Here is a 22,533-nt window from a genome sequence, read left to right on the forward strand (position 1 = left end):
CGGTTTTTACCGGGCTTTTTTTGTGTTTTAGGGGTGTCTTATTTCGGTTTTCTTAACCGTTTCGCCCCTACTATCGCCAGCGGGGGCCCATCAACAAGGTTATGCCTGTGACACAATCGAAGACAATTGACACATTGCGTGGAGATCGCGAGAGATTTGTGGCTTTTTCTTTTGCGGCCGCAGACCTGCTGCTGGAACTGGATGATCAGGGCAAGATATGTTTCGCATCCGGTGCGGCAAAGGGAATTCTGGGCAAGGATTTACCCGATCTTGACGGAATGGCCTTCGCCGACCTGCTAGACCCACAGGATCGCCGGGTTATCACCTATCTTCTTGAAAACATGAAGGAAGGGGAGCGGATCAGCCCGGTTTCAGCGCGCATGCAAAATACCAACACCATGGCGGTGATCGGGGCGTGCAGCCTGCCACGGGTGAACGGTCATATCTATCTGACCCTGAACGTGACAGGCCTGCCGGCGGCCCAGTCGGTTGCCGTGCACCGGGATACGGAAACGGGACTGCTGACCAATAACGATTTTGTCCAACTGGCGACGGATCAGCTTAATATCGCTGCGGAAACGGGGCAGGAACTGGAACTGACCTTGCTGGAATTGTCCAACCTTGGCGACATGAGCAAGCATACCTCCGAATCCGATATGGAGGAATTCTTCAACAAGATGGGCGCGGTCCTTCGCAGCTATTCTCTTGGGGGGGATTCCGCCGGACGTCTGGATGGGGACAAGTATGGCGTTCTTCACAACAAGTCCCTTGACCATACGGTTCTTCAGGAAAAGGTGGAAACCTTGTCCAACGAGGTTGCGCCGGGGCATGGGCTCAAGACGGATGCCAGCACGATCGACCTTGAGAAAGGCAAGCTGTCGCAGGAAAATGCAACCCACGCCCTGATGTTCGTCATCAACAGCTTCGTCAATGACACCGGCGGCGGGTTCAGCATGTCCAGTCTGGCCGAAGGGCTGCAGGGGCGGATGGAAACCACCCTGAACCGGATTTCCAGTCTGAAGAACGTGTTCAAGCGGCACCAGTTTTCACTGGTCTATCAACCGATCGTCAACCTGCTGGATGAAACGACCCATCATTACGAGGTTCTGTGCCGGTTCAAGGATGGCGAGTCGCCCTACGAGACAGTGACCTTCGCCGAAGAGGTGGGGATTATCCGGGATCTGGATCTGGCGGTGACCAAGAAGACCCTTGAGGCCCTGAGCGAATATCCGCGGCAAGGGCGGTTGGTGCCCCATGTAGCCGTGAATATATCCGGCCATTCGCTGGAGTCCGATGACTTTGTCGATACGCTTTACACGTTGCTGGGGGATTATCCGAATTTCAGGAAATATCTGTCCCTTGAGGTTACCGAGTCGAGCCAGATTCGTGATCTGGTTCGGGCCAACCGGGTGATCCAGCAATTCCGCAAAAATGGCATCGAAGTCAGTCTGGATGACCTTGGGGCTGGGGCGGCATCGTTCCAGTATATCCAGGCACTGGATGTGGACAATATCAAGATTGATGGGGCCTATGTTCGCGACGTGCTGCACGAGGAAAAGGACGCGGCGATCCTGAAATGTATGGCGCGTCTGTGCCGGGACCTGAAGATCGGGACCATTGCGGAAATGGTGGAAACACGGGACCAGTTCCAGTTGTTGAAACGGATGGGCGTTGATTACGGACAGGGCTGGTTCTTTGGCAAGCCACAGGCCGTTTTGGACATGCCGTTCAAGAAGCGGCAGATCAGCCTGAACATGAAGCGCAAGGGCGTCCAGTCAGAGTGGAACTGAGCCCGTTAATTCGGGTGTGCCCTGATCCATCGGGCGACCAGATGCAGGCAGCAAAAAGGGCGAAGCAGGAAGGACCGCTTCGCCCTGTAAAGGCTTGCCTTGGTACTGACTATCGGGATACCTGATACGCCACAATGTAATCCGATCCCGGTACACAACAACTCGGCGGATTACATCCCCCTCAACGCACTCAAATCAAACTGTTTACGCCATACTTGCCTGACGGGTGAGGAACTGGAACCGGGTATGCCACTGATTTGGGGTACACAACTGATTACGCAACGGATAAATGCAGTGACTTGTGAGGAGTGTCTCACAAGTCACTGTTTTTTCTTGGTTATGAGCACCCGCTGGTTGATCCGCAGGTGTCACATTTCATGCAGGTGCCATTGCGGACCAGCGTAAAATTACCGCATTCGCCGCAGCTATCCCCTTCATATCCTTTCATGCGGGCTTCCATGACCTTGTTAGCCCGGTCCGATGACGTAGCGGCGCCTGTCGGGCTTCCGTTGCTGCCGCCACTGGTGCGGCTGATGGAAACGGACGCGGCGCTGGCCGATGTTGTGGTGGGCGCACCGCCCGGTGTTTCCACACTGACGGAGGCCTGCGCCGCTGTCATGTTCATGGCCATGCTGGACAGTCCGCCCTGCAGGACCTGAAGGTTGCGAGAGCGGATATAGCCCGTAGAGGTCAGGTTGATCACATTGTCGAGCTGCATGGAATGTTCGTGATATTCCTCGCTGCTGATCTCGGCCTGTGCCTCGCCGGCGCCAAGGCTGTCAATGCGAAGGTCATCCGGTGCCACATGGGCCAGATCATTGCGGCCCAGATAGGAAATGGCCAGTTCCCGGAAGACATAGTCCAGAATGGAGGTGGACATCTTGATGGCGTCGTTACCTTCCACAATGCCCGACGGTTCGAACCGGGTGAAGGTATAGGCTTCGACGAATTCTTCCAGCGGAACGCCATATTGCAGGCCGATGGAGATGGCGATGGCAAAGTTGTTCATCAGGCTGCGGAAGGCGGCGCCTTCCTTGTGCATGTCGATAAACAGTTCCCCAACGGACCCGTCATCATATTCCCCGGTACGCAGATAAACCTTGTGGCCGCCGACAACGGCTTTCTGGGTATAACCCTTGCGCCGGGTGGGAAGCTTCTTGCGCTCGCCGATCATGCGCTCGACAATGCGCTCTGCAATTACGGTGCTGGCAACGGCGGCCGGGGCCTCCTTGATGGTTTCTTCCAGTTCCATCTGGTCATCCTCGTCCTCGTCCACCGCAAGGGCGGAGAGGGGCTGGCTGAGTTTGGAGCCATCCCGGTAGAGGGCGTTGGCCTTCAGTCCCAGTTCCCATGACAACAGATAGGCGTCCTTACAGTCCTCGACGGTGCTGCTGTTGGCCATGTTGATGGTTTTGGAAATCGCGCCGGAGATAAACGGCTGGGACGCCGCCATCATGCGGATGTGGCTGTTCACGGAAAGATAGCGTTTGCCGATCCGGCCACACGGGTTGGCGCAATCAAACACCGGCAGATGTTCGTCTTTGAGGTGAGGAGCCCCTTCAAGGGTCATGGCCCCGCAGCAATAGGCATTGGCGTCGTTAATTTCCTGCTTGCTGAAGCCAATTGCGGAAAGAAGATCGAAATTATAGTCATTCAGATCGTCTGCCGCCAGTCCAAGGACGTCCGTACAGAACTCCTCACCCAGGGTAAACTTGTTAAAGACAAACTTGATGTCGAAGCTGGATGCCAGACCCTTTTCGACCAGTTCCAGAACATCATCCGTAAAGCCCTTGTCGCGCAGCGCCTCGTGATTGACACCCGGTGCTTCCTGCAGGGTGCCATGCCCGACGGCATAGGCGATGATGTCGCGCACTTCCTCGCGGTTATAACCAAGCGTGGAGAGGGCTTCGGGGACCGTGCGGTTGATGATCTTGAAATATCCGCCGCCGGCCAGTTTCTTGAACTTGACGGTGGCAAAATCAGGCTCAATCCCCGTTGTATCGCAGTCCATGACCAGCCCGATGGTGCCGGTCGGGGCGATAACGGTGGTCTGGGCGTTGCGATAGCCATGCTGCTCCCCAAGGGCGAGAGCCTCATCCCAGACGCGAACAGCGGCATCGGTCAGCGCCGCATCGGGGCAGTTGGCAATATCCAGCGGAACAGGAGAGACAGACAGCGCCTCATACCCATCCTTGTGACCCAGCGCCGCGTTGCGGTGGTTGCGGATCACGCGGAGCATGTCCGCCGCATTTTTCTTGTAGCCGGGGAAGGCGCCAAGTTCGGCCGCCATTTCGGCACTGGTCCGATAGGCCACACCGGTCATGGTCGCCGTAATGGCCCCGCAAAGCGCCCGGCCTTCGTCGGAATCATAGGACAGACCCTGTGCCATCAGCAAGCCGCCGATATTGGCAAAGCCAAGACCCAGCGTGCGGAATTTATAGGACAGGCGGGCAATTTCCTCGGACGGGAACTGCGCCATCAGGACGGAAATTTCAAGCGTGATCGTCCACAGCTTGACCGCATGCTCAAAGCCTTCGATATCGAAGCTTTTGTCTGCGCGACGGAAGTTCATCAGGTTGAGCGACGCTAGATTACAGGCCGTGTCATCCAGGAACATATATTCCGAGCAGGGGTTGGAGGCGTTGATCCGGCCATCCTGCGGGCAGGTGTGCCAGTCGTTGATGGTGGTGTCATACTGCAGGCCCGGATCAGCGGACTGCCATGCACTTTCACCGATCTGTTCCCACAGGTCACGGGCCTTGATGGTTTTGGCAACCTTGCCGTCAATACGGCGGATCAGGTTCCAGTCGCCATCTTCCAGAACGGCCTTGATAAAGGTGTCGGTTACCCGGACGGAGTTGTTGGAATTCTGGCCGGAGACAGTCAGGTAGGCATCGGAATCCCAGTCCGTATTATAGGTGGAAAACTCGATTTCCGTGAAGCCCTGCCGGGCAAACTGGATCACACGCTGAATATAGTTTTCCGGCACCATGGCCTTGCGGGCCTTGATGATCGCCTTGCGCAATGACGGGTTTTCCGCCGTGTTATAGGCTTCGTCCCCCTCCAGTTCGGCGCAGGCCTTCATGATGGCGTTCAGGTGCAGGTTACACAGCTTTGATCCGGCCACCAGTGCGGCCACCTTTTGTTCCTCGACAACCTTCCAGTTGATATATTCCTCAATATCCGGGTGGTCGATATCCAGTGTCACCATCTTGGCAGCGCGCCGGGTGGTGCCGCCGGACTTGATGGCGCCCGCAGCCCGGTCGCCGATTTTCAGGAAGCTCATCAGGCCGGAGGACTTGCCCCCGCCGGACAGGCTTTCCCCTTCGCCGCGGATGTTGGAGAAATTGGTGCCGGTGCCGGAGCCATACTTGAAAAGACGGGCTTCGCGAACCCACAAATCCATGATACCGCCGTCATTGACCAGATCATCATCCACGGACTGGATGAAGCAGGCATGGGGCTGCGGATGTTCATAGGAGTTGACGGACTTCTTCAGCTTGCCGGTCTTGAAATCCACATAGGAATGGCCCTGTGCCGGGCCCGCAATGCCATAGGCCCAATGCAGGCCGGTGTTGAACCATTGCGGAGAGTTTGGCGCGCCCTTTTGTGAGGCGAGCATATGGCGCATTTCGTCAAAATAGGCGCGGGCGTCGTCTTCGGTATCGAAATAGCCGCCTTTCCAGCCCCAGTAGGTCCATGTACCGGCCAATCGGTCAAAGACTTGCGTTGCGGAGGTTTCCCCCACATAGCGGTCTTCCTCATCAAGGGCGGAGAGGGCGTCTTCGTCGGCTTCCTGCCGGGCCAGCCATTCCGGGACATCCTGTTCCTGGACGGATTTCAGGCGGGCAGGGACGCCGGCTTTGCGGAAATATTTCTGGGCGATGATATCACAGGCCACCTGCGACCAATCAGACGGCACATCGATATTGTCCAGCTTGAAGACAACCGAACCGTCGGGATTCCGGATTTCACTCGTCGCCTGCCGGAATTTCATCTTGGCATAGGGAGAAGAATCGGCGTTGGTGAAATGACGAGTAATACGCATGATAGGAATGCTCCCCCAAGTAGCTTGAAACCTTCTAGTACCGCCTCAAGTCCTGCCGGTTCCCTGTGATGTAGCCCCCGTTCCCTGCGGGGTGATTACCACATATAGTAGGTTGGCACCTTCGAAGCGCTAGGATGGTGCGCCCGAATTTTTTGAAAATCAACATTGACTTTACTACAAGGTCTAGTTGGTCGATGCGTAAAATTTTCCATATATGGCGTCGGGGCGCAGTTTTGCGCCTGCTTCAATTGGCGGGGGCACAGCAAAGGGTCGGAATTTTTTTTTAGCGGGCTTTCTGTTCGTTCGCTGATTCAGGTTTCTTCCCGAACACCGAAACAGAATCACAGCGTTCAGGATGTCACAGAGGGGGCAATTTTCCCCGCCCGGATGAAAGTTGGACTGGACGAACCCCTTTCAGGGTGCCATATTCCCAGCAAATTTTGGTGCTTTTGTAGAAAGAGAAAGTTATGGCTACGTTCGGTACTTTGTTGTTTACCTGGTGGAAGGGTGAAAAGGTTGGCGAAGACCAGTTCGGTAACCGCTACTACAAGGAAAAGGGAAAGCCGACAGGTCCGTTTGGCCGGGAACGCCGCTGGGTCGTGTACAAGGGCCGCCCGGAAGCCTCCAAGGTGCCGGCGGCGTGGCATATCTGGCTGCATTACACCACCAACAATCTTCCCGATCAGCAGGCCGTTGCAAAACAGAACTGGGAAGAAGAGCATCTTCCGAACCTGACAGGAACAGAGTTTGCCTATCGTCCGGGCGGTGCCGTGAACAAGGGTGGACAGCGTCAGAAAAGCACGGCTGACTATCAGGCATGGAAGCCCGAGTAATTCGGGTTTCATTAACCGGAGTGTGGGGAAAGCGTTTTGGGTAATCAGATTGTAGAGACCGTTATCGGGGGCGTTGTACTTGCTTTTGCAGCAATTTTTCTGATCTTTGCCTATCGGACCGCCGATATCGGCAGCGGTGGAAACGGTGTTCACCTGACAGCGCGATTTGACCAGATCGACGGCCTGAATGTGGGCAGCGATGTGCGCATGAGCGGTATCAAGGTCGGCACGGTGACCAGTCAGGATCTGGACCCACAGACATTTCAGGCGATTGTTGGCCTGAGTGTGGACAGCGCCATCAAACTTCCCGAGGACACCGCGGCCAAGGTCGCCTCCGAAGGCCTGCTGGGCGGCAGCTATCTGGCGCTTGAGCCGGGCGGGGCGGATGAGCTTCTGGAAAGCGGCGACGAGATTACCTATACCCAAAGTGCGGTCAACCTGATGGATTTGATCGGGCAGGCCATTTTCAGCGCCGGTTCCGGCAAGTCCGAGTAACCGGATGTCAGGCTTGCGTATCAGTAAACCGGCACTCCTGAAAAAGTCGGGCGGGGTCCTTCTGGCGGCCCTGCTGGGCCTGACAGGGGCATTGTTTTCGGGGCAGGAAAGTCAGGCGTCTTCCGTCCCCGGCAAGGAAGTGGTTCTTCGCGCCCTCGACAAGGTGACAGCGCGAACAGAAGACCTGACGATCCCGATCGGGCAATCTGTCTATTACGGCACCCTTCAGATTACGGCCCGGAAATGCCTGAAACGCCCGCCGGAAGAAACACCGGAAACCTCCACTTTTCTGGAAATTCTCGACAACAAGCAGGACGAGGACCCGGTCCTTGTCTTCATGGGCTGGATGTTCGCCTCAAGCCCGGCGCTGAGTGCCCTTGAGCACCCCGTCTATGATGTCTGGGTGATTGACTGCAAGATCTGATCCGGCGTCGCCGCATCGTCCAGAGTGTAAAAATCCGCCTGCCTTTTCAGGGCTTCATTGAGGCGGCGATGATATTCTTCCCGTGAAATTTCAACGGCACCCAGCGTGGCCAGATGTTCCGTGATGAACTGGGTATCCAGAAGGATATACCCGCCCGCCCTGAGGCGTGCCACAAGATGCACAAGGGCAATCTTGCTGCTGTCGGTAGCGTGGGAGAACATGCTCTCTCCGCAAAAGGCGGAAGCAATGGACACGCCATACAATCCGCCCACCAGCGTCCCGTCATGGTCCCAGACCTCGACGGAATGGGCGTTTCCCATCAGATGCAGTTCTGTATAGAGGTCAAGGATGGTTCGGTTGATCCATGTGGTGGGGCGACCGGGCGCCGGTGCGGCGCATTCCTTCATGACCTGCCGGAAGGCCTTGTCAACGGTTACCCTGTAGGGGGTCTTGCGGACGGTTTTGGCCAGTTTCCGGGGGACGTGAAAATCATCGAGGGGAAAGATGCCGCGCCACTCGGGATCGACCCAGAAAATTTCCGGGTCGTCCCGTGATTCGGACATGGGAAAAATCCCGTGCGTATAAGCCGTGAGGAGTATCTCTGGCGTCAACGCAGTCATTGGAAGACCGATCAGCCCCGGTCTTTCAGCAGTTTTTCAAGCCAGTGAATGTTGTAGTCACCCTTGATGAACTCTTCGTTGGCGATCAGTTCACGGTGCAGGGGCAGGGTTGTCTTGATGCCCCCGACAACAAACTCTTCCAGTGCACGGTCCAGCCGCATCAGGCATTCCTGACGGCTGTTGCCATGGACGATCAGCTTGGCAATCAGGCTGTCATAATATGGCGGCACGTTGTAGCCGGAATAGAGGGCGGAATCCACGCGAACCCCCAGCCCGCCGGGGGCATGGAAGTCCAGGACCGGTCCCGGGCTGGCAGCAAAGGTGACAGGGTCCTCGGCGGTGATCCGGCACTCGATGGAATGACCGGAAAACTTCACGTCGTCCTGTGTGATGGTCAGGGAATGACCCGCGGCCACCTTGATCTGTTCCTGAACGAGGTCAAGACCGGTGACCATTTCGGTGACCGGGTGTTCGACCTGCAGACGGGTGTTCATTTCAATGAAATAGAACTCGTCATTCTCGAACAGGAATTCGATGGTGCCCACACCTTCATAGCCCATTTCGCGGATGGCATTGGCAACGGTTTCGCCAATCTGGTCGCGCAGTTCCGGACGCAGTGCCGGGGAGGGGGTTTCCTCAAGGGCTTTCTGGTGACGGCGCTGCAAGGAACAGTCCCGTTCGCCAAGATGGACCACATTGCCCTTGCCGTCGGCAAGGATCTGGATCTCGATATGGCGCGGGGTTGCCAGATATTTCTCGATGTAAACCGCGTTATCGCCAAAGGCGAGCTGGGATTCCGCACGAGCAGAGGAGAAGGCCTCGGAAATGGCGTCTTCGTTCAGCGCCACTTTCATACCGCGTCCGCCGCCACCGGCAGACGCCTTGATGATGACCGGATACCCGATATCGGCAGCGATCCGCTTGGCGTCCTCAAGGGTTTTGACTTCGCCGTCTGAACCCGGAACACAAGGCACACCGGCTTTTTTCATGGTGTCCTTGGCGGCGATCTTGTCGCCCATCAGGCGGATATGGTCTGCGGACGGGCCAATGAACTTGATGTCATGGGCGGTCACGATGTCCACAAATTTCGCATTTTCCGACAGGAAGCCATATCCCGGATGAATGGCGTCCGCATTGGTGACTTCCGCAGCGGCAATGATCGACGGGATGTTCAGGTAGCTGGCGCTTGAGCTTGGCGGCCCGATACAGACGCTTTCGTCTGCCAGTCGCACATGCATGGCATCGGCGTCGGCCTCGGAATGAACGGCAACCGTGCGGATGCCCATTTCACGACAGGCACGGTGCACACGCAGGGCGATTTCGCCGCGGTTTGCGATGAGGATTTTTTCAAACATGGGTTTGGTCACGCTCACTCGATCACGACCAGCGGCTGACCGAATTCAACCGGCTGTTCGTTTTCAACCAGAACCTTGACGATCTTTCCGCCTTTCGGAGCTGCAATCGGGTTCATGGTCTTCATGGCTTCGACAATCAGCAGGGTCTGGCCCTGTGAAACGCTGTCGCCGACAGAGACAAAGTTGGCCGCGCCGGGTTCCGGTGCCAGATAGGCTGTACCAACCATCGGTGACTTGACGGCACCCGGATGGTTTTCTGCTTCGGCCGGGGCAGCTTCAGCGGCAACCGGCGCAGCAGCAGCGGCAACAGGGGCCGCAACCGGTGCAGCAACAACAGGGGCCGCCGCAACGGTGGAGGAATTACGGGAAACCCGCAGGCGATGATTGCCGCTTTCCAGCTCGATCTCGCCAAGGCCGGTTTCGTTCATAATTTCCGCCAGTTCACGAATGGCGTCTCTATCGATGTCAAATTTGCTCATTTTATTTCGACTTTTCATTTCATTGCTCAAAGAATTTCGGCAAGGGCGTCCAGTGCCAGACAATATCCCTTCGGGCCGAACCCACAGATCACGCCTGTGGCGGCCAGCGAGATATAGCTGGTGTGTCGGAAACTTTCCCGCGAGAAGACATTGGACAAATGTACTTCGACACAGGGAAGCCCGACGCCCTTGATGGCATCCATCAGCGCGACCGATGTATGGGTATAGGCCGCAGCGTTGATGACAAGTCCGTCATGGTCCTGCGGAGCATTCTGGATCAGGTCAATCAGTTCGCCCTCGTGATTGCTTTGCACGAAGCCAAGACCAAGGCCCAGTGACCTTGCATGGTCTTTTGTCATGCGCTCGATATCGTCGAGGGTTGTGTGGCCATAGATTTCCGGTTCCCGCTTGCCCAGAAGGTTCAGGTTGGGACCGTTTATGACCAGGACCGACTTGCCCATTTTTACTCCGATTTGGAACAGGACCGATTAAGTAACTTGCCCACTTATAATCAAGTTTTGACGGATGATAAAGAATTAGAGTTGGGCATTGTGAAGAAATCATGACAAAACCGCCGATGACGGTTGAAAGTCGGGTCTGATCGACCCATAATCCGGACGAATTTATCCCTTGGCCGGGGCCTATGCCGACCGGCCTGACATGAGTTAAGGTATTTGTTGATGAAACTGACCATTAATGGAGAGGTGCGGGAATATTCCGCCTCCCTGACCATTCAGGAATTGTTGGCCGATCTGGAACTGGATGGCTCCAAGGTGGCATTGGAACGCAATCTTGAAATTGTTCCCCGGTCAGAATATGGCTCGACCCGTCTTGAGGACGGCGACACGCTGGAAATCGTACATTTTATAGGTGGTGGAAACGTGACACAGGAAGACAGCTTCGAAATTGCCGGACAGAAATTTACCTCGCGGCTGATTGTCGGCACCGGCAAATACAAGGATTTCGAGGAAACAAAACTGGCTATTGAGGCGTCCGGGGCGGAAATCGTCACCGTGGCTGTCCGCCGGGTGAATATCATGGATCGCAGCCAGCCCATGCTGGTGGATTATGTGGACCCGAAGAAATACACCTTCCTGCCCAACACGGCCTTTTGCTACACCGCCGAGGAAGCCCTGCGCACCCTGCGTCTGGCCCGTGAGGCCGGGGGCTGGGACCTTGTGAAGCTGGAAGTTCTGGGCGACGAGAAAACCCTGTACCCGAACATGCCTGAAACCCTGAAGGCAGCCCGCGTCCTGATCGACGAGGGGTTCAAGGTCATGGTCTACTGTTCCGATGACCCGATCCTTTGCAAGGAACTGGAGGATATGGGCTGCGTGGCGATCATGCCGCTGGGCGCACCGATTGGCTCCGGCCTTGGTATCCAGAACCCGGTCGGGATCAGCATCATCAATGAACAGGCCAATGTGCCGGTTCTGGTGGATGCGGGTGTGGGGACAGCTTCCGATGCGGCCATCGCCATGGAGCTTGGCTGTGACGGCGTGCTGATGAATTCGGCCATTGCCCACGCAAAAGACCCGATCCGCATGGCCGATGCCATGAAACACGCGGTTATTGCCGGTCGTCAGGCCTATCTGGCGGGCCGTATGCCGAAGAAAATGTATGCGAACCCCAGTTCCCCGCTGGCGGGCCTGATCTAGGGGGCCAGCCGGTCCCCAAAATCGACACTTTCTGCTGTCATCTCTATAATGTTCCATGAACGGGAGGTGACATGCAGCGGGTTAAGACCTTTGTAAAATGGTTCCTGATCCTTGTGGTGGTGCCGTTTGGCACCCCGCAACTGATCAGCTACGCATCGGGATATCCCGATGGGCAGCGAAGCTGGAGCACCGCCCGCCGGGATGCGTCGGGCCTGTCCCCGTCGCCGCAGGACCACCGGGAGGCAGTGGTTCAGGTTTTTGGCGCCCGAACGTGGGGCTGGCGCGGCACCTTTGCGGTTCACACATGGCTGGCGGTCAAGGATCGCGATGCCCCGCATTACACCCGATATGAAGTCCTTGGCTGGCGCGCCTATCGCGGCGGTTCCGCCCTTGCCGTAGGGCGGGGAAGTCCTGACAATCACTGGTATGGCAGTGCGCCCGAACTTCTTGCCGACCTTCGCGGGACGGCCGCAGAACAGGTGATCGCAAGGCTGCCGCAGGTGATCGGCACCTATCCCCACAAATCGGAATATCGGCTGTGGCCGGGACCAAATTCGAACAGCTTCATTGCCTATATCGGTCGGAACTTTCCCGAACTGAAACTGGATTTACCACCGACGGCAATCGGCAAGGATTATCTGGCGAATGGCGAGATAACCGGCCCGGCCATCAGCGGGGACGGGTTTCAGCTTTCCCTGATGGGGTATGGCGGTTTTCTGGTCAGTCCGGAGCAGGGGATGGAACTGCATGTTCTGGGATTGACCGCCGGCTTCGATTTTGACGATCTGGCGTTGAAGGTGCCGGGATTTGGTCGCCTTGCCCTAAAAGGGCGACCGGAACAGCAAGGTTACACCAGGTAAAAAAGGAAACGGCCCGGAAAAATCCGGGCCGAATTCGGTGTGCCTGATGGCTGATGCCTGTCGGTCAGGGACCCGGTGAAGGGTCAGTTTTTGGCTGCGGCGGTTTTGTTCTTTTCGCGCGCGGTGTCGACCAAGGCTTTCATCTGGGCAATCGGGATCGCACCCGGGGCCAACTCGCTGCCAATGATAAAGGTCGGGGTGCCACTGATGCCAAGGGCGCGGGCCTGCTGGTAGGTTTTCGACAGATTTTCCTGAATGTCGTCGTCCTTCATATCCGCCTTCAACTGTTCAATATTCAGGCCGGTTTCCTCGGCAATGGCGAAAACGCGGTCTTCAGACAGTTGCGCACGGGTTTCCATCAGGGCCACGTGGAAGTCCATATACTTGCCTTCCTGTTTCAGGGCGGCCATGGCGGCCTGTGCAGCCAGCATGGACGGGTCACCCAGAACCGGGAATTCTTTCAGGACAAGACGGATATTGCCGTCATCCTTGACCAGCTTCATCACATCCGGGAAGCTCTTTTTACAATAGCCGCAGCGGTAATCGAAAAATTCGACAACTGTCACATCGCCGTTCGGGTTGCCAGCCACATAACTGTATCCGTCCTGTTCAAGGTCGGGGCGCATGGCATCCAGAAGGGCTGTCTTCTGGGCAGCGGCTTCCTGTGCCTCTTTCAGTTGCAGGGCCGTAATCACCTCGCGGATCACTTCCGGGTTTTGCAGAAGATAGGCGCGGACACGGCTGCCAAACTCGTCAGAAACAGGAGTGGACATCCCGGCCTGTGTGGCCGCAGCGCCCTGTCCGCGGGACAGGAACTGGTAGGCATAAAGGCCTGCCATGCCGGCCAGGGCGATAAGCAGCACAATACTGAGAAGGCTGAGCTTGGAGTTCTTTTTCATACAAATGACTTCAGTTGGTTAAGGTCAGGCCGAGTGTAATCAGCTTTTGGGAATTCTCAAAGCACAACCGCGTGAGCTGTGCCCGAGGATCAGTTTTTCGCAAGGCGCGAGGCAATGGTGATGATGTCATCGGCCCGCAAGAAACCGGGAGAGCCGACCCGCATGTTCTCCTGTGCCCGTTTGGCATGGAAAATGGCTTTTTCAAACTGCCCCAGCAGGATAAAGCGCTCGGCTGTGGCAAGGGCCAGATTTCCCGTGTCGCCCATACGGCCATAGGCAATGGCAAGCTGGTTCCAGGTGGTCGGGTTCTGGGCATCCATGGAGACGCTCTGTTTCAGGACATCGATGGCCTTCCGGTCATCGGCAGAATAGCCAGTGCTCAGCAATACCGTTCCATAAAGCGTCAGGATCAGTGGCTGGTTCGGGGCGTATGTAGCGGCTGCCTCCAGCGAGGGGAGGGCCCCTTGAATATCCCCGTTTTCATAGAGCATCTGCCCCTTCAATTCGTGGAAATACGGATCAGCGGGAAACTCGTCAATCAGGCTATTGATTTCCAGCAGGGCCTTGTCCAGTACCGGACGGCGGAAATAGGCAATCGCCCGGGCATAGCGGGCCGGAACGGACAGGTCTGTTTCCGGGTACCGTTTCAGGGTGCTGGCCATGGAATGGATGAACCCCTGCAACTTGGCCTGCATCCGGTCGAAGGCCTGCAGGGACTCGGCGCTTTCCCCCCTATCCCTGAACACGGAATGGCGGACGCTTTGCTCCATGGCGCGAACCCGTTCGCTGCTGATCGGGTGGCTCAGCCAGTAGGGGTCCACATTGCCGTAGTAAACCTGATTGGTCTGGCCCAGAATACCAAGGAATTCCAGCATCCCCTTGCCGGACTGCCCCGTGCTTTCAAGATAGCGAATGGCGGCCTGATCGGCGGCTGATTCCTGTGTCCGGTTGTATTTCAAAAAGGACTTCTGTGCTGCGGCCTGTGATCCGGCGATAATCCCCGCGCCGCCCTGACCGCCGCCAGCGACAATGGCGGCGGCGCCCAGCACATACCCAATGATGCTTTTGATGCTGGCATTTTTCAGGGCTTCGTGGGTGCGGGCCAGATGGCCACCAGCGATATGACCGGTTTCATGGGCGATCACACCTTTCAACTGGCCCGGATGCTCGACCCGTTCCAGAAGACCGGTGAAGAAAAACAGCCGCTGCCCACCGGCGACGAACGCATTCAGGGTCTTGTTATTGACCAGATGTATGGATACATCTTCGGGGTTCAGGCCCGCGGCAACAAAGAGAGGGGTTGCGTAGGAACGCAGGGTGTGTTCAATTTCCGCATCACGGATATAGGACAGGCCCGTCTTGTTCTTGGCGACCGCCATTTGACTGGACAGGATGAGACATAAAATGGCTGAAAACGGTAAAAGTATGCGCTTAATCAAGAAATCTGCCCCTTTGTTATGGAACAAAGGTAAGAATAGTTTCGCGTGCCGTCAATGGGGGCGCAAAACTTCACTTCTGCTGATGGGGGGACTTTTTGCCCTTGCGGCCTGTGAAACTGCGGAACAACCGGTCGGTGTTCTGGAAAGCGTTGAAGGGCCGCTTGGCGGCGCCGCTTCCGATGAGCCCCGTGCAACCCTTGTGGCGCAGGACATCCTGTCTTCCGGCGGATCGGCTGCGGATGCGGCCACGGCGCTTTATTTCACGCTGGCGGTAACCTATCCCATTGCCGGCTCTCTTGGTGGGGGCGGGGAATGTATTGTCTATGACCGCCAGAAGAACGAACTTGAAAACCTGCAGTTCTTTGCGGCTCCTCCTCAAGCGGGGGGACGCATTGCGGTGCCGGGCAACATGCGCGGTTTTGCGGCGCTGCATGCCCGCTATGGCAAGATGGACTGGGGCGCCTTGCTGGCCCCGGCCGAAAATTTCGCGAATTTCGGGGAAAGCATGTCCCGCGCCCAGCATATGGCCATGGTGACAACCACGGACCCGGCCGGGCTTGGGGATAACCTGAAGACCATTTATGGCAATGGGGCCGGTGCCTTCAAGGACGAAGGGGCCAAGATCCGGCAGGTACGTCTTGCCAGTGTCCTGTCCCGTCTTCGGACCGATGGCGGGGCCGCGTTTTACGGCGGGACCATGGCGCGGGCCTATCTGTCCGATGTGCGCGATGCAGGCGGCACCATGACCAGTGCAGATCTGTTCAATTACAAGCCCACATGGCAAGCCGCCCGGACCTTCAACACCGACGCCCACACGGTTGGTATCTCAAGCCGCTATTATGGTGAATTGTACCAGAACCTGTGGCAGGGTATTTTTGACGGCAAGGGTCTGCTGCAACTGGATACCAGCGTATCCGCAGGCCAGCAGGCCGAGGTTGCCGCCCGGAACTTCGGTCCTTATGCGCGCTTCTCGCCTTTTGTATCCGGGGGGGCCACGTCCTTTGTGACCATGGACAACCGGGGCAGTGCGGTTTCCTGCGTGGTGGGCGTCCGCAAGCCCTTTGGCGTGGGCGAAGCAGGGAATATCACCGGTATTGTGATGGCCCCGAATATCCCGGATGAACAGGCCGAATTCCCGGCCACCCCGATGGTGGTGGCCAACCTGCCGACCAAGACCTTCCAATATGCCAGCGCCTCTTCCGGCGGGGCTGCGGGGGTCAGCGGCGCGGTTCGGACAGCCGTCGGTGTATTTGGCGAGGGCCGCACCCTTGAGGCCGCCATTTCAGAGCCGCGGGTCTTTACCATGGGCCAGCAGTTGCCGCTTCTGTATGAACAGAAAATCCCGGCAGATCAGTTGCTGGGGATGACGGATCGGCACCCGGTCATGATCGAGGTCGAGCGACTGGGCGCGGTTAATGCCATTCATTGCGCGGACGGCAAGGTTTTCAATTGCCAGTCCCGATCCGACCCCCGGGGTTATGGTCTGTCCATGATCCAGAAATAGGGGCGGGCCTTTATTTTTTTAGTTAATTGACAGGTGTAGATGTGAAAAGCGCGAAGCGCGGCAATGTTCCGCCGTTTTTTGCCATGGAGGTCCTGAAGGCCGCCAACAAACGTGAGGCCGAGGGCAAGGTTGTCTATCATATGGAAATCGGGCAACCGGCCACCTCCGCCCCCTCCAAGGTTACGGAAGCCGCGGAAAAGGCGCTTCGGGACACCTCCATCGGGTATACAGAGGCGCTCGGCATTCCGCCGCTTCGCAAGGCCATCGCAGATCATTATGGCCGGATGTATAATATCGACCTTGATCCGGCGCGGGTGGTGGTTACCACGGGATCATCAACCGGCTTCATGCTGTCCTTCCTCAGCCTGTTCAACGCAGGGGACCGGGTGGTTCTGGCCGATCCGGGATACCCGGCCTATCGCAACATCCTGTCGTCACTGGATATCGAGGCGGTGGGCATTCCCACGGGGCCGGAAACCAATTTCCAGCCAAGCCCGGCCCTGATTGATGCCGTGCCGGGGCCGCTTCACGGATTGCTGGTCGCCAGTCCTTCCAACCCCACCGGCACCATGCTGTCCCCGACGGAATTGTCTGCGCTTGTCGATTATTGCCGGGACCGGGATATGCATTTTATCTCTGACGAAATTTATCACGGCTTGACCTATTCCGGGGAAGCCAAAAGCGCCTTGTCCTATACGGATGACGTGGTGGTGATCAATTCCTTCTCGAAATACTTTTCCATGACCGGCTGGCGCCTTGGCTGGATGATTGTGCCGGAAGCACTGGTGGGAACCATTGAGCGACTGTCACAAAGCCTGTTCATTTCTGCCCCCAGCCTCAGCCAGTATGCGGCCATTGCGGCGTTTGACTGCACGGACGAACTGGAAGGGTACCGCGAGAATTATACCCGCAACCGGGCGATCCTGCTGGAAGAGTTGCCGAAGATGGGGCTGGACAAGCTGGCATCGGCGGATGGGGCTTTCTATATCTACGCGGATGTGAGCCATCTTACGGATGACAGCATGGAGTTTTGCAAAAGAATGCTGGCGGAGACCGGGGTGGCGGCAACGCCGGGCCTTGATTTCGATCCCAACCGGGGACAGGCCTATGTGCGCTTTTCCTTCGCCGGATCAACCGAGAGTGTCAAGGGCGCCATTGAGGCCTTGCGCGGCTGGCTATAACCCGGCCCTGACGGCATTGGGGGCGGGAAAACACTTCCTCCGATGCGGAATATAGACACAAAAAAGGGAGCCGATTGGCTCCCTTTTTTAATGGCTATCCGCCTTATCCGCGGTTGCGACGCCACCAGCCGGTCCGGCGGGGGCGCTTGGGCTTGTCTGCCGGTGCTTCCGCTTCGGCCGGGACAGGCTCTTCTGCGCCGACAGAGGCCACATCCAGAACCGCCGGTTCCTCGGCTTTCTGCTCGGCATCAGCGGCTGTTGCTGCAGGGGCTTCTTCGCCGGCAGCAGGCGTATCCGCCTGATCAGCCTTGGCAGCTTCCTGTGCCGGTTCTGCTTCGGCTTGAACGTCCGCTTTGCCTTCTGCATCCGCCGGCGTTTCCGCGACAGCTTCGGCCTCGACCTCAGCGGCAGGTTTGGCTGCCTTTGCCCGGCTCCGGGACGGACGCTTGGGTTTTTCCGGCTTGGCCGGTGCTTCTGCTTCTGCCTCTGCAGCCGGGGCGTCTGCCGCGTTTGCGTCAGCGGTCGGTTCGGCTGTTACGGCTTCCCCAGTATCCTGCTCAGCAGGCTTCTCAGCTTTCTTGCGGGGGGCGCGTCTGCGTTGGGGACGCACCTTTTCGGCGGTGTCCTCGGTGCTTGCGTCCTGTTCCGCTGCGGCTGGTGCCTCCTCGGTGCTTTCCGGGGCGGCTTCCTCAGGGGTAGCCGCGGCCGGAGCCTCTTCGGACGTTCCAGTCTCAGCCGTTGTTTCCGCCGGGGTTTCCGCGCCGTCTTCAGACGTGGATGCCTCTGCTGCGGGTTTGCGGGAACGACGACGACGCGGGCGCTTGGGTTTTTCCTCGCTCACATCGGTAGAGCCGTCTTCGCTCTGACCGGCTGCGGCCTCGGTTTCCGATCCCTGTTCCGCATCGCTTGCAACGGAAATGGGGATGACAACCGCTTCACCATCCTCGGAAGAGGAGGCTGCATCCTGCTGATCGCCACCCTCGGTCTGCTCCTGAGAGCCGGAGCGGGACCGGCGACGACCGCCGCGTTTGCCTCTCCGGCGCTTGCGGGGCTCTTCCTCACCGGTGGTTTCCTCGGTGCTGTCCGCGTCCTGCGCTTCCTGCTCGTCAGATTCCGTACCGGCTTCGGCCTCGGCTCCCTGATCGTCGCGGGATTTGCGACGACGACGACGGCGGCGACGTTTGGCGGAAGCGCTTTCTTTCTCTTCCTTCTCTTCTTCGTCACCGTCAGTGTCGCTGTCTTCGAATTCTGCGATCCGCGGGGTTTCCCGTGCTTTTTCCGGGGGACGGCCCTGACTTTTCTCGCGTTCAATGGTGTGGTCATTCTGATTGATCGTGGGATCAGCCAGAATGATGATGGTCAGGCCGTAGACTGATTCAAGTTCCTGAATGACAGCCCGCTTCTGGTTCAGAAGATAGATCGCCACATCCGTGTGAACGGTCACGGTGATCCGGGCACTTCTTTCACGAACGCCTTCTTCTTCAAGGGCGCGAATGATCAGCAGGGCCGTGCTTTCCACGGAGCGGACAAAGCCGGAGCCGCCGCAGGTGGGACAGACATTGGTGCTTGCCTCCAGGAAGGAGGGGCGCAGACGCTGCCGGGACATTTCCATCAGACCAAAGGGGCTGATCCGTCCGACCTGGATACGGGCACGGTCGGATTTCAGGCAATCCTTCATGCGCCGCTCAACCGCCTTGTTGTTGCGGTTGTCATCCATGTCGATGAAGTCGATGACAATCAGACCGGCCAGATCCCGCAGGCGAAGCTGCCGGGCAATTTCCTCTGCCGCCTCAAGATTGGTCTTGATGGCGGTTTCCTCGATGCTCCGCTCCTTGGTGGCCTTGCCGGAGTTCACGTCGATGGAGACAAGCGCCTCGGTCGGATTGATAACGATATAGCCGCCGGATTTCAGGTGCACTTCCGGGTTGTACATGGAGGCAAACTGCTGCTCTACCTGGAAACGGTGGAACAACGGAATGCGATCCCGGTAAGGCTGGACCTTCTTGGCGTGGCTGGGCATCAGCTTGCGCATGAAATCCTTGGCGATCCGGTAGCCGTTGTCGCCTTCAATCAGGATTTCACTGATATCCTTGTTATAGAGGTCGCGAATGGACCGCTTGATCAGGTTCGCTTCCTCATAGACACAGGACGGTGCCATGGATTTCAGGGTCAGTTCGCGAATGTCATCCCACAAACGCAGCAGGAATTCATAGTCGCGCTTGATCTCGACCTTGGTCCGGTTCAGGCCCGCAGTCCGGATGATCACGCCAACGCCTTCGGGCACCTCCAGCTCTGAGGCGATTTTCTTCAGGCGTTTGCGGTCTGCCGGGCTGCTGATCTTGCGGCTGATACCACCGCCCCGGCCCGTGTTCGGCATCAGGACGCTGTATCGGCCGGGTAGGGAGATATAAGTCGTCAGGGCTGCGCCCTTGTTACCGCGTTCTTCCTTGACCACCTGTACCAGCAGAATCTGGCGCCGCTTGATCACTTCCTGAATTTTGTAGTTCCGCTTGGCCCGAGGTTTAAGCTCGGGTTCCACATCGTCGTCACCGCCCAGGTTCTCAACGTCATCCTCGCCGCCATCCTCGATGGTTTCAAGGCCGCCAAGGGTATCGTCCTCGTCATCGACAAGGCCGTCTTCGTCATCATCGGAAGACCCGTTTCCGGTTTCGTCTGAGGAAGTGGTTTCGGAGGAGGGGGTGTCGGCTTCTGTTGCCGTTTCATCGGCAGAGCCGTTGGAAGCATCATCCGCATCGTCATCGTCGGCGAAGGCCTCGCGGGCTGCGGCGCTTTCCTGTTCAAGTAGCTGTTCCCGATCGGAAACAGGAACCTGATAGTAATCTGGGTGGATTTCAGAGAAGGGGAGGAAACCGTGTCGGTTGCCCCCATATTCGACAAAGGCCGCCTGAAGCGAGGGTTCAACCCGTGTTACCTTTGCGAGATATATATTACCTTTTAGCTGTTTCTTGGCAGCCGTTTCATAATCAAATTCTTCTAACCGTGTACCCTTGACGATAACAACGCGAGTCTCCTCGTCGTGAGTCGCGTCAATCAACATACGCGTAGCCATATACAAGCTCCGTGACGGTGGTGTCCCATGTGAGAAAGAACAGAACCGTCAATTTTTTAGGGAAGTCGTTGGCGCCAGTACCATACGTCACACTTTGTGCAGCGAGCCTTTGATTTGAATTGGCTCCATGCCGGCTGCCGATCCTGCCCTGACAGAAATAAATAATCAGAACAGAACGACTTCAGTTTCACTCCAATTTCTTTGCTTTGTCTTTAGCGCTGTTTCCAGACGCTCCGGGGACCGGTATACCGATGCCTGCAAGAGCTGTCGAAAACGGCGCCGCCCAAAAACACATATTTGTGACAGTGGGACTGACCAAAGAAACTCACGGCTTGATGATAGTTACTTGGCCACAACATAACAAACGAATAATGACGGGGGACAAAAAAAAGTTGTCGAATTTTTATCCACCGTTGATCGACTGTTCCGGTCCTTGTAATTTGTTAAGGGAATTCGCGGTATAGTCCGGTAGTTGTTAATTACAGGACGGATCGGTTATGCTGGATGCAGGCATTGTCGTATCGGTTTACGAATAAAGGTGGCGCCTCCTGTTATGATTGGATTGGCTGGTTTGTTTCGAAGTGTACAGCTTTTGGCTGGTGTTCTGCTGGTGATCGGGACCCTGACGTCCGCCGCCGTTGCGGCGCGGACGACGGTGACGGATGTCCGTCTTGGTATCCATGCGGACAAGACCCGCTTTGTCATGGAGGTCAGCGAAAAGCCTGATTTCCGGCTGTTCTACCTGAATAATCCCTATCGTATCGTCATCGACATGCAGGAACTGGATTGGGAAGTGCCGGATAGCAAGGGCCGGACCAGTGCCGGGCTGGTGCAGCAATACCGGTACGGATTGTTTCGCCGGGGCACATCCCGGGTGGTGCTGGATTTCAAGCAGCCGGTGAAGGTTCTGAAACAGGTGATCCTGCCGCCGGGCGAGGGGAAACCCTATCGCTTTTTCATTGATATCCAGAAAACGTCTGACGGCGAATTCCAGCAGGCGGTAGAGGCCAGCCGGAATGTCCAGTTGGCGTCCTTGCCGAAGGAAACAAAAACGGTTGCTGAAATCATCAAGAACCAGAAACACACCATCGTGGTGGATGCGGGCCACGGCGGGATTGATCCCGGCGCCATCGGCAAAAGCGGGGTTCATGAAAAGAAGCTGACCCTGGCGGTCGCCCAGCGGCTGGCCCGTATCCTGAAAAGCCGGGGGGATTATAATGTCGTCATGACCCGTGATGACGACACCTTCCTCAGCCTGAAAGAGCGGGTCAATGTGGCCCGGAACGTCAAGGCGGACCTGTTTATCTCGGTTCATGCGGATTCTATTGGCCGGGCCGATGTGCGGGGCTCCACCGTTTATACACTGTCGGAAACCGCCTCCGACAAGGAGGCCGAGGCACTGGCCAGCAGCCATAACAAGTCGGATATCATTGCCGGGGTTGATCTGGATGAACAGGACGACACCGTGCAGGGCATCCTGATCGATCTGGCGCAGCGGGAAACCATGAATTTCTCGGTCAAGTTCGCGAAATACCTGATTCCCGAAATCGCCCAGTCCGGCATGAAGCTGGGCAGCAGGTCCCACCGCTTTGCCGGTTTCCGGGTCTTGAAAGCGCCCGATGTCCCTTCGGTCCTTGTGGAACTGGGATATCTGTCAAACCGTCAGGATGAGAAAATCCTAAAATCCGATAACGGTCAGGAGAAGCTGGCCCGCTCCATCGCGGCGGCGGTGGACAAGTATTTCGGGACCATCAAGCCATGAATATGCCACACACAAACAATAAAACGGCGCCAAGATAAAGATTTTGCTGGGGATCACACTAATATCCCTTTAGGGAAGGCCCCATGTGGGGATGGCCCCGGCGGCCCGAAAGGTAA

General features: G+C 57.1%; 17 protein-coding genes. 9 read left to right on the forward strand and 8 right to left on the reverse strand.

All coding sequences use genetic code 11. The annotated features are described in order from the left end of the window. Positions 1 to 158: 158 nt before the first annotated feature. Positions 159 to 1,790 carry a sensor domain-containing phosphodiesterase gene (locus FQB27_RS16890; protein ID WP_169561129.1) on the forward strand — a complete coding sequence of 544 codons (1,632 nt, stop codon included), beginning with the start codon at positions 159 to 161 and terminating at the stop codon, positions 1,788 to 1,790. 337 nt (positions 1,791 to 2,127) lie between these two features. On the opposite strand, the gene FQB27_RS11175 is transcribed toward FQB27_RS16890, so the two are convergent. Further along, positions 2,128 to 5,838, reverse strand: a complete 3,711-nt coding sequence (locus FQB27_RS11175; protein ID WP_169561130.1) for a vitamin B12-dependent ribonucleotide reductase — start codon at positions 5,836 to 5,838, stop codon at positions 2,128 to 2,130. Between the two features lie 467 nt (positions 5,839 to 6,305). Here FQB27_RS11175 and FQB27_RS11180 point away from each other — a divergent pair, with 467 nt between their 5' ends. From FQB27_RS11180 to FQB27_RS11190, 3 genes are read left to right on the forward strand one after another with little or no spacing between them, the layout of a single operon-like run. Continuing rightward, positions 6,306 to 6,671 (forward strand): NADH:ubiquinone oxidoreductase subunit NDUFA12, encoded by a 366-nt coding sequence (locus FQB27_RS11180; protein WP_169561131.1) that lies wholly within the window; start codon positions 6,306 to 6,308, stop codon positions 6,669 to 6,671. Between the two features lie 36 nt (positions 6,672 to 6,707). Further along, entirely contained in the window at positions 6,708 to 7,166 is a 459-nt protein-coding gene (gene mlaD / locus FQB27_RS11185; RefSeq protein ID WP_169561132.1) for an outer membrane lipid asymmetry maintenance protein MlaD, read from the forward strand. A 13-nt stretch (positions 7,167 to 7,179) separates the two neighbouring features. After that, positions 7,180 to 7,590, forward strand: a complete 411-nt coding sequence (locus tag FQB27_RS11190; RefSeq protein WP_206374582.1) for a DUF2155 domain-containing protein — start codon at positions 7,180 to 7,182, stop codon at positions 7,588 to 7,590. On the opposite strand, the gene aat is transcribed toward FQB27_RS11190, so the two are convergent. From aat to aroQ, 4 genes are read right to left on the reverse strand one after another with little or no spacing between them, the layout of a single operon-like run. Then, on the reverse strand, positions 7,557 to 8,210 hold the full coding sequence (gene aat, locus FQB27_RS11195; RefSeq protein WP_169561134.1) for a leucyl/phenylalanyl-tRNA--protein transferase: 654 nt from the start codon (positions 8,208 to 8,210) through the stop codon (positions 7,557 to 7,559). The genes FQB27_RS11190 and aat overlap by 34 nt on opposite strands. An 11-nt stretch (positions 8,211 to 8,221) precedes the next feature. Further along, positions 8,222 to 9,565 (reverse strand): acetyl-CoA carboxylase biotin carboxylase subunit, encoded by a 1,344-nt coding sequence (gene accC, locus FQB27_RS11200; RefSeq protein WP_169561365.1) that lies wholly within the window; start codon positions 9,563 to 9,565, stop codon positions 8,222 to 8,224. 14 nt (positions 9,566 to 9,579) lie between these two features. Further along, positions 9,580 to 10,044, reverse strand: coding sequence for an acetyl-CoA carboxylase biotin carboxyl carrier protein (accB, locus tag FQB27_RS11205; protein WP_169561135.1), 465 nt, complete (start codon positions 10,042 to 10,044; stop codon positions 9,580 to 9,582). Positions 10,045 to 10,070: 26 nt separating this feature from the next. After that, positions 10,071 to 10,505 carry a type II 3-dehydroquinate dehydratase gene (aroQ, locus tag FQB27_RS11210; protein WP_169561136.1) on the reverse strand — a complete coding sequence of 145 codons (435 nt, stop codon included), beginning with the start codon at positions 10,503 to 10,505 and terminating at the stop codon, positions 10,071 to 10,073. Positions 10,506 to 10,724: 219 nt separating this feature from the next. Between aroQ and thiS the strand changes: the two genes are divergently transcribed. Together thiS and FQB27_RS11220 are read left to right on the forward strand one after the other, a co-directional pair. Then, complete coding sequence (gene thiS, locus FQB27_RS11215) at positions 10,725 to 11,702, forward strand: sulfur carrier protein ThiS (protein ID WP_169561137.1); 978 nt, start codon at positions 10,725 to 10,727, stop codon at positions 11,700 to 11,702. A gap of 71 nt (positions 11,703 to 11,773) precedes the next feature. Continuing rightward, positions 11,774 to 12,562 carry a DUF3750 domain-containing protein gene (locus FQB27_RS11220; protein WP_169561138.1) on the forward strand — a complete coding sequence of 263 codons (789 nt, stop codon included), beginning with the start codon at positions 11,774 to 11,776 and terminating at the stop codon, positions 12,560 to 12,562. Positions 12,563 to 12,645: 83 nt separating this feature from the next. Here FQB27_RS11220 and FQB27_RS11225 read toward each other — a convergent pair whose 3' ends face one another. Together FQB27_RS11225 and FQB27_RS11230 are read right to left on the reverse strand one after the other, a co-directional pair. Continuing rightward, positions 12,646 to 13,461, reverse strand: coding sequence for a DsbA family protein (locus FQB27_RS11225; RefSeq protein ID WP_169561139.1), 816 nt, complete (start codon positions 13,459 to 13,461; stop codon positions 12,646 to 12,648). 89 nt (positions 13,462 to 13,550) lie between these two features. After that, the gene (locus FQB27_RS11230; RefSeq protein ID WP_169561140.1) at positions 13,551 to 14,840 is read right to left on the reverse strand and encodes a M48 family metalloprotease; all 1,290 of its coding nucleotides are present in this window, start codon (positions 14,838 to 14,840) and stop codon (positions 13,551 to 13,553) included. 142 nt (positions 14,841 to 14,982) lie between these two features. Here FQB27_RS11230 and FQB27_RS11235 point away from each other — a divergent pair, with 142 nt between their 5' ends. Continuing rightward, on the forward strand, positions 14,983 to 16,404 hold the full coding sequence (locus FQB27_RS11235; protein WP_169561141.1) for a gamma-glutamyltransferase: 1,422 nt from the start codon (positions 14,983 to 14,985) through the stop codon (positions 16,402 to 16,404). A 41-nt stretch (positions 16,405 to 16,445) separates the two neighbouring features. After that, complete coding sequence (locus FQB27_RS11240; RefSeq protein WP_206374584.1) at positions 16,446 to 17,585, forward strand: pyridoxal phosphate-dependent aminotransferase; 1,140 nt, start codon at positions 16,446 to 16,448, stop codon at positions 17,583 to 17,585. A 103-nt stretch (positions 17,586 to 17,688) separates the two neighbouring features. Here the strand turns inward: FQB27_RS11240 and FQB27_RS11245 are convergent, their stop codons facing one another. After that, positions 17,689 to 20,655, reverse strand: a complete 2,967-nt coding sequence (locus tag FQB27_RS11245; protein WP_169561142.1) for an Rne/Rng family ribonuclease — start codon at positions 20,653 to 20,655, stop codon at positions 17,689 to 17,691. A 553-nt stretch (positions 20,656 to 21,208) separates the two neighbouring features. Between FQB27_RS11245 and FQB27_RS11250 the strand changes: the two genes are divergently transcribed. Further along, positions 21,209 to 22,417 carry an N-acetylmuramoyl-L-alanine amidase gene (locus FQB27_RS11250; RefSeq protein ID WP_169561143.1) on the forward strand — a complete coding sequence of 403 codons (1,209 nt, stop codon included), beginning with the start codon at positions 21,209 to 21,211 and terminating at the stop codon, positions 22,415 to 22,417. The last annotated feature ends 116 nt before the right edge of the window (positions 22,418 to 22,533 follow it).

Source organism: Sneathiella chinensis, from assembly GCF_012720115.1.
GTDB lineage: Bacteria > Pseudomonadota > Alphaproteobacteria > Sneathiellales > Sneathiellaceae > Sneathiella > Sneathiella chinensis.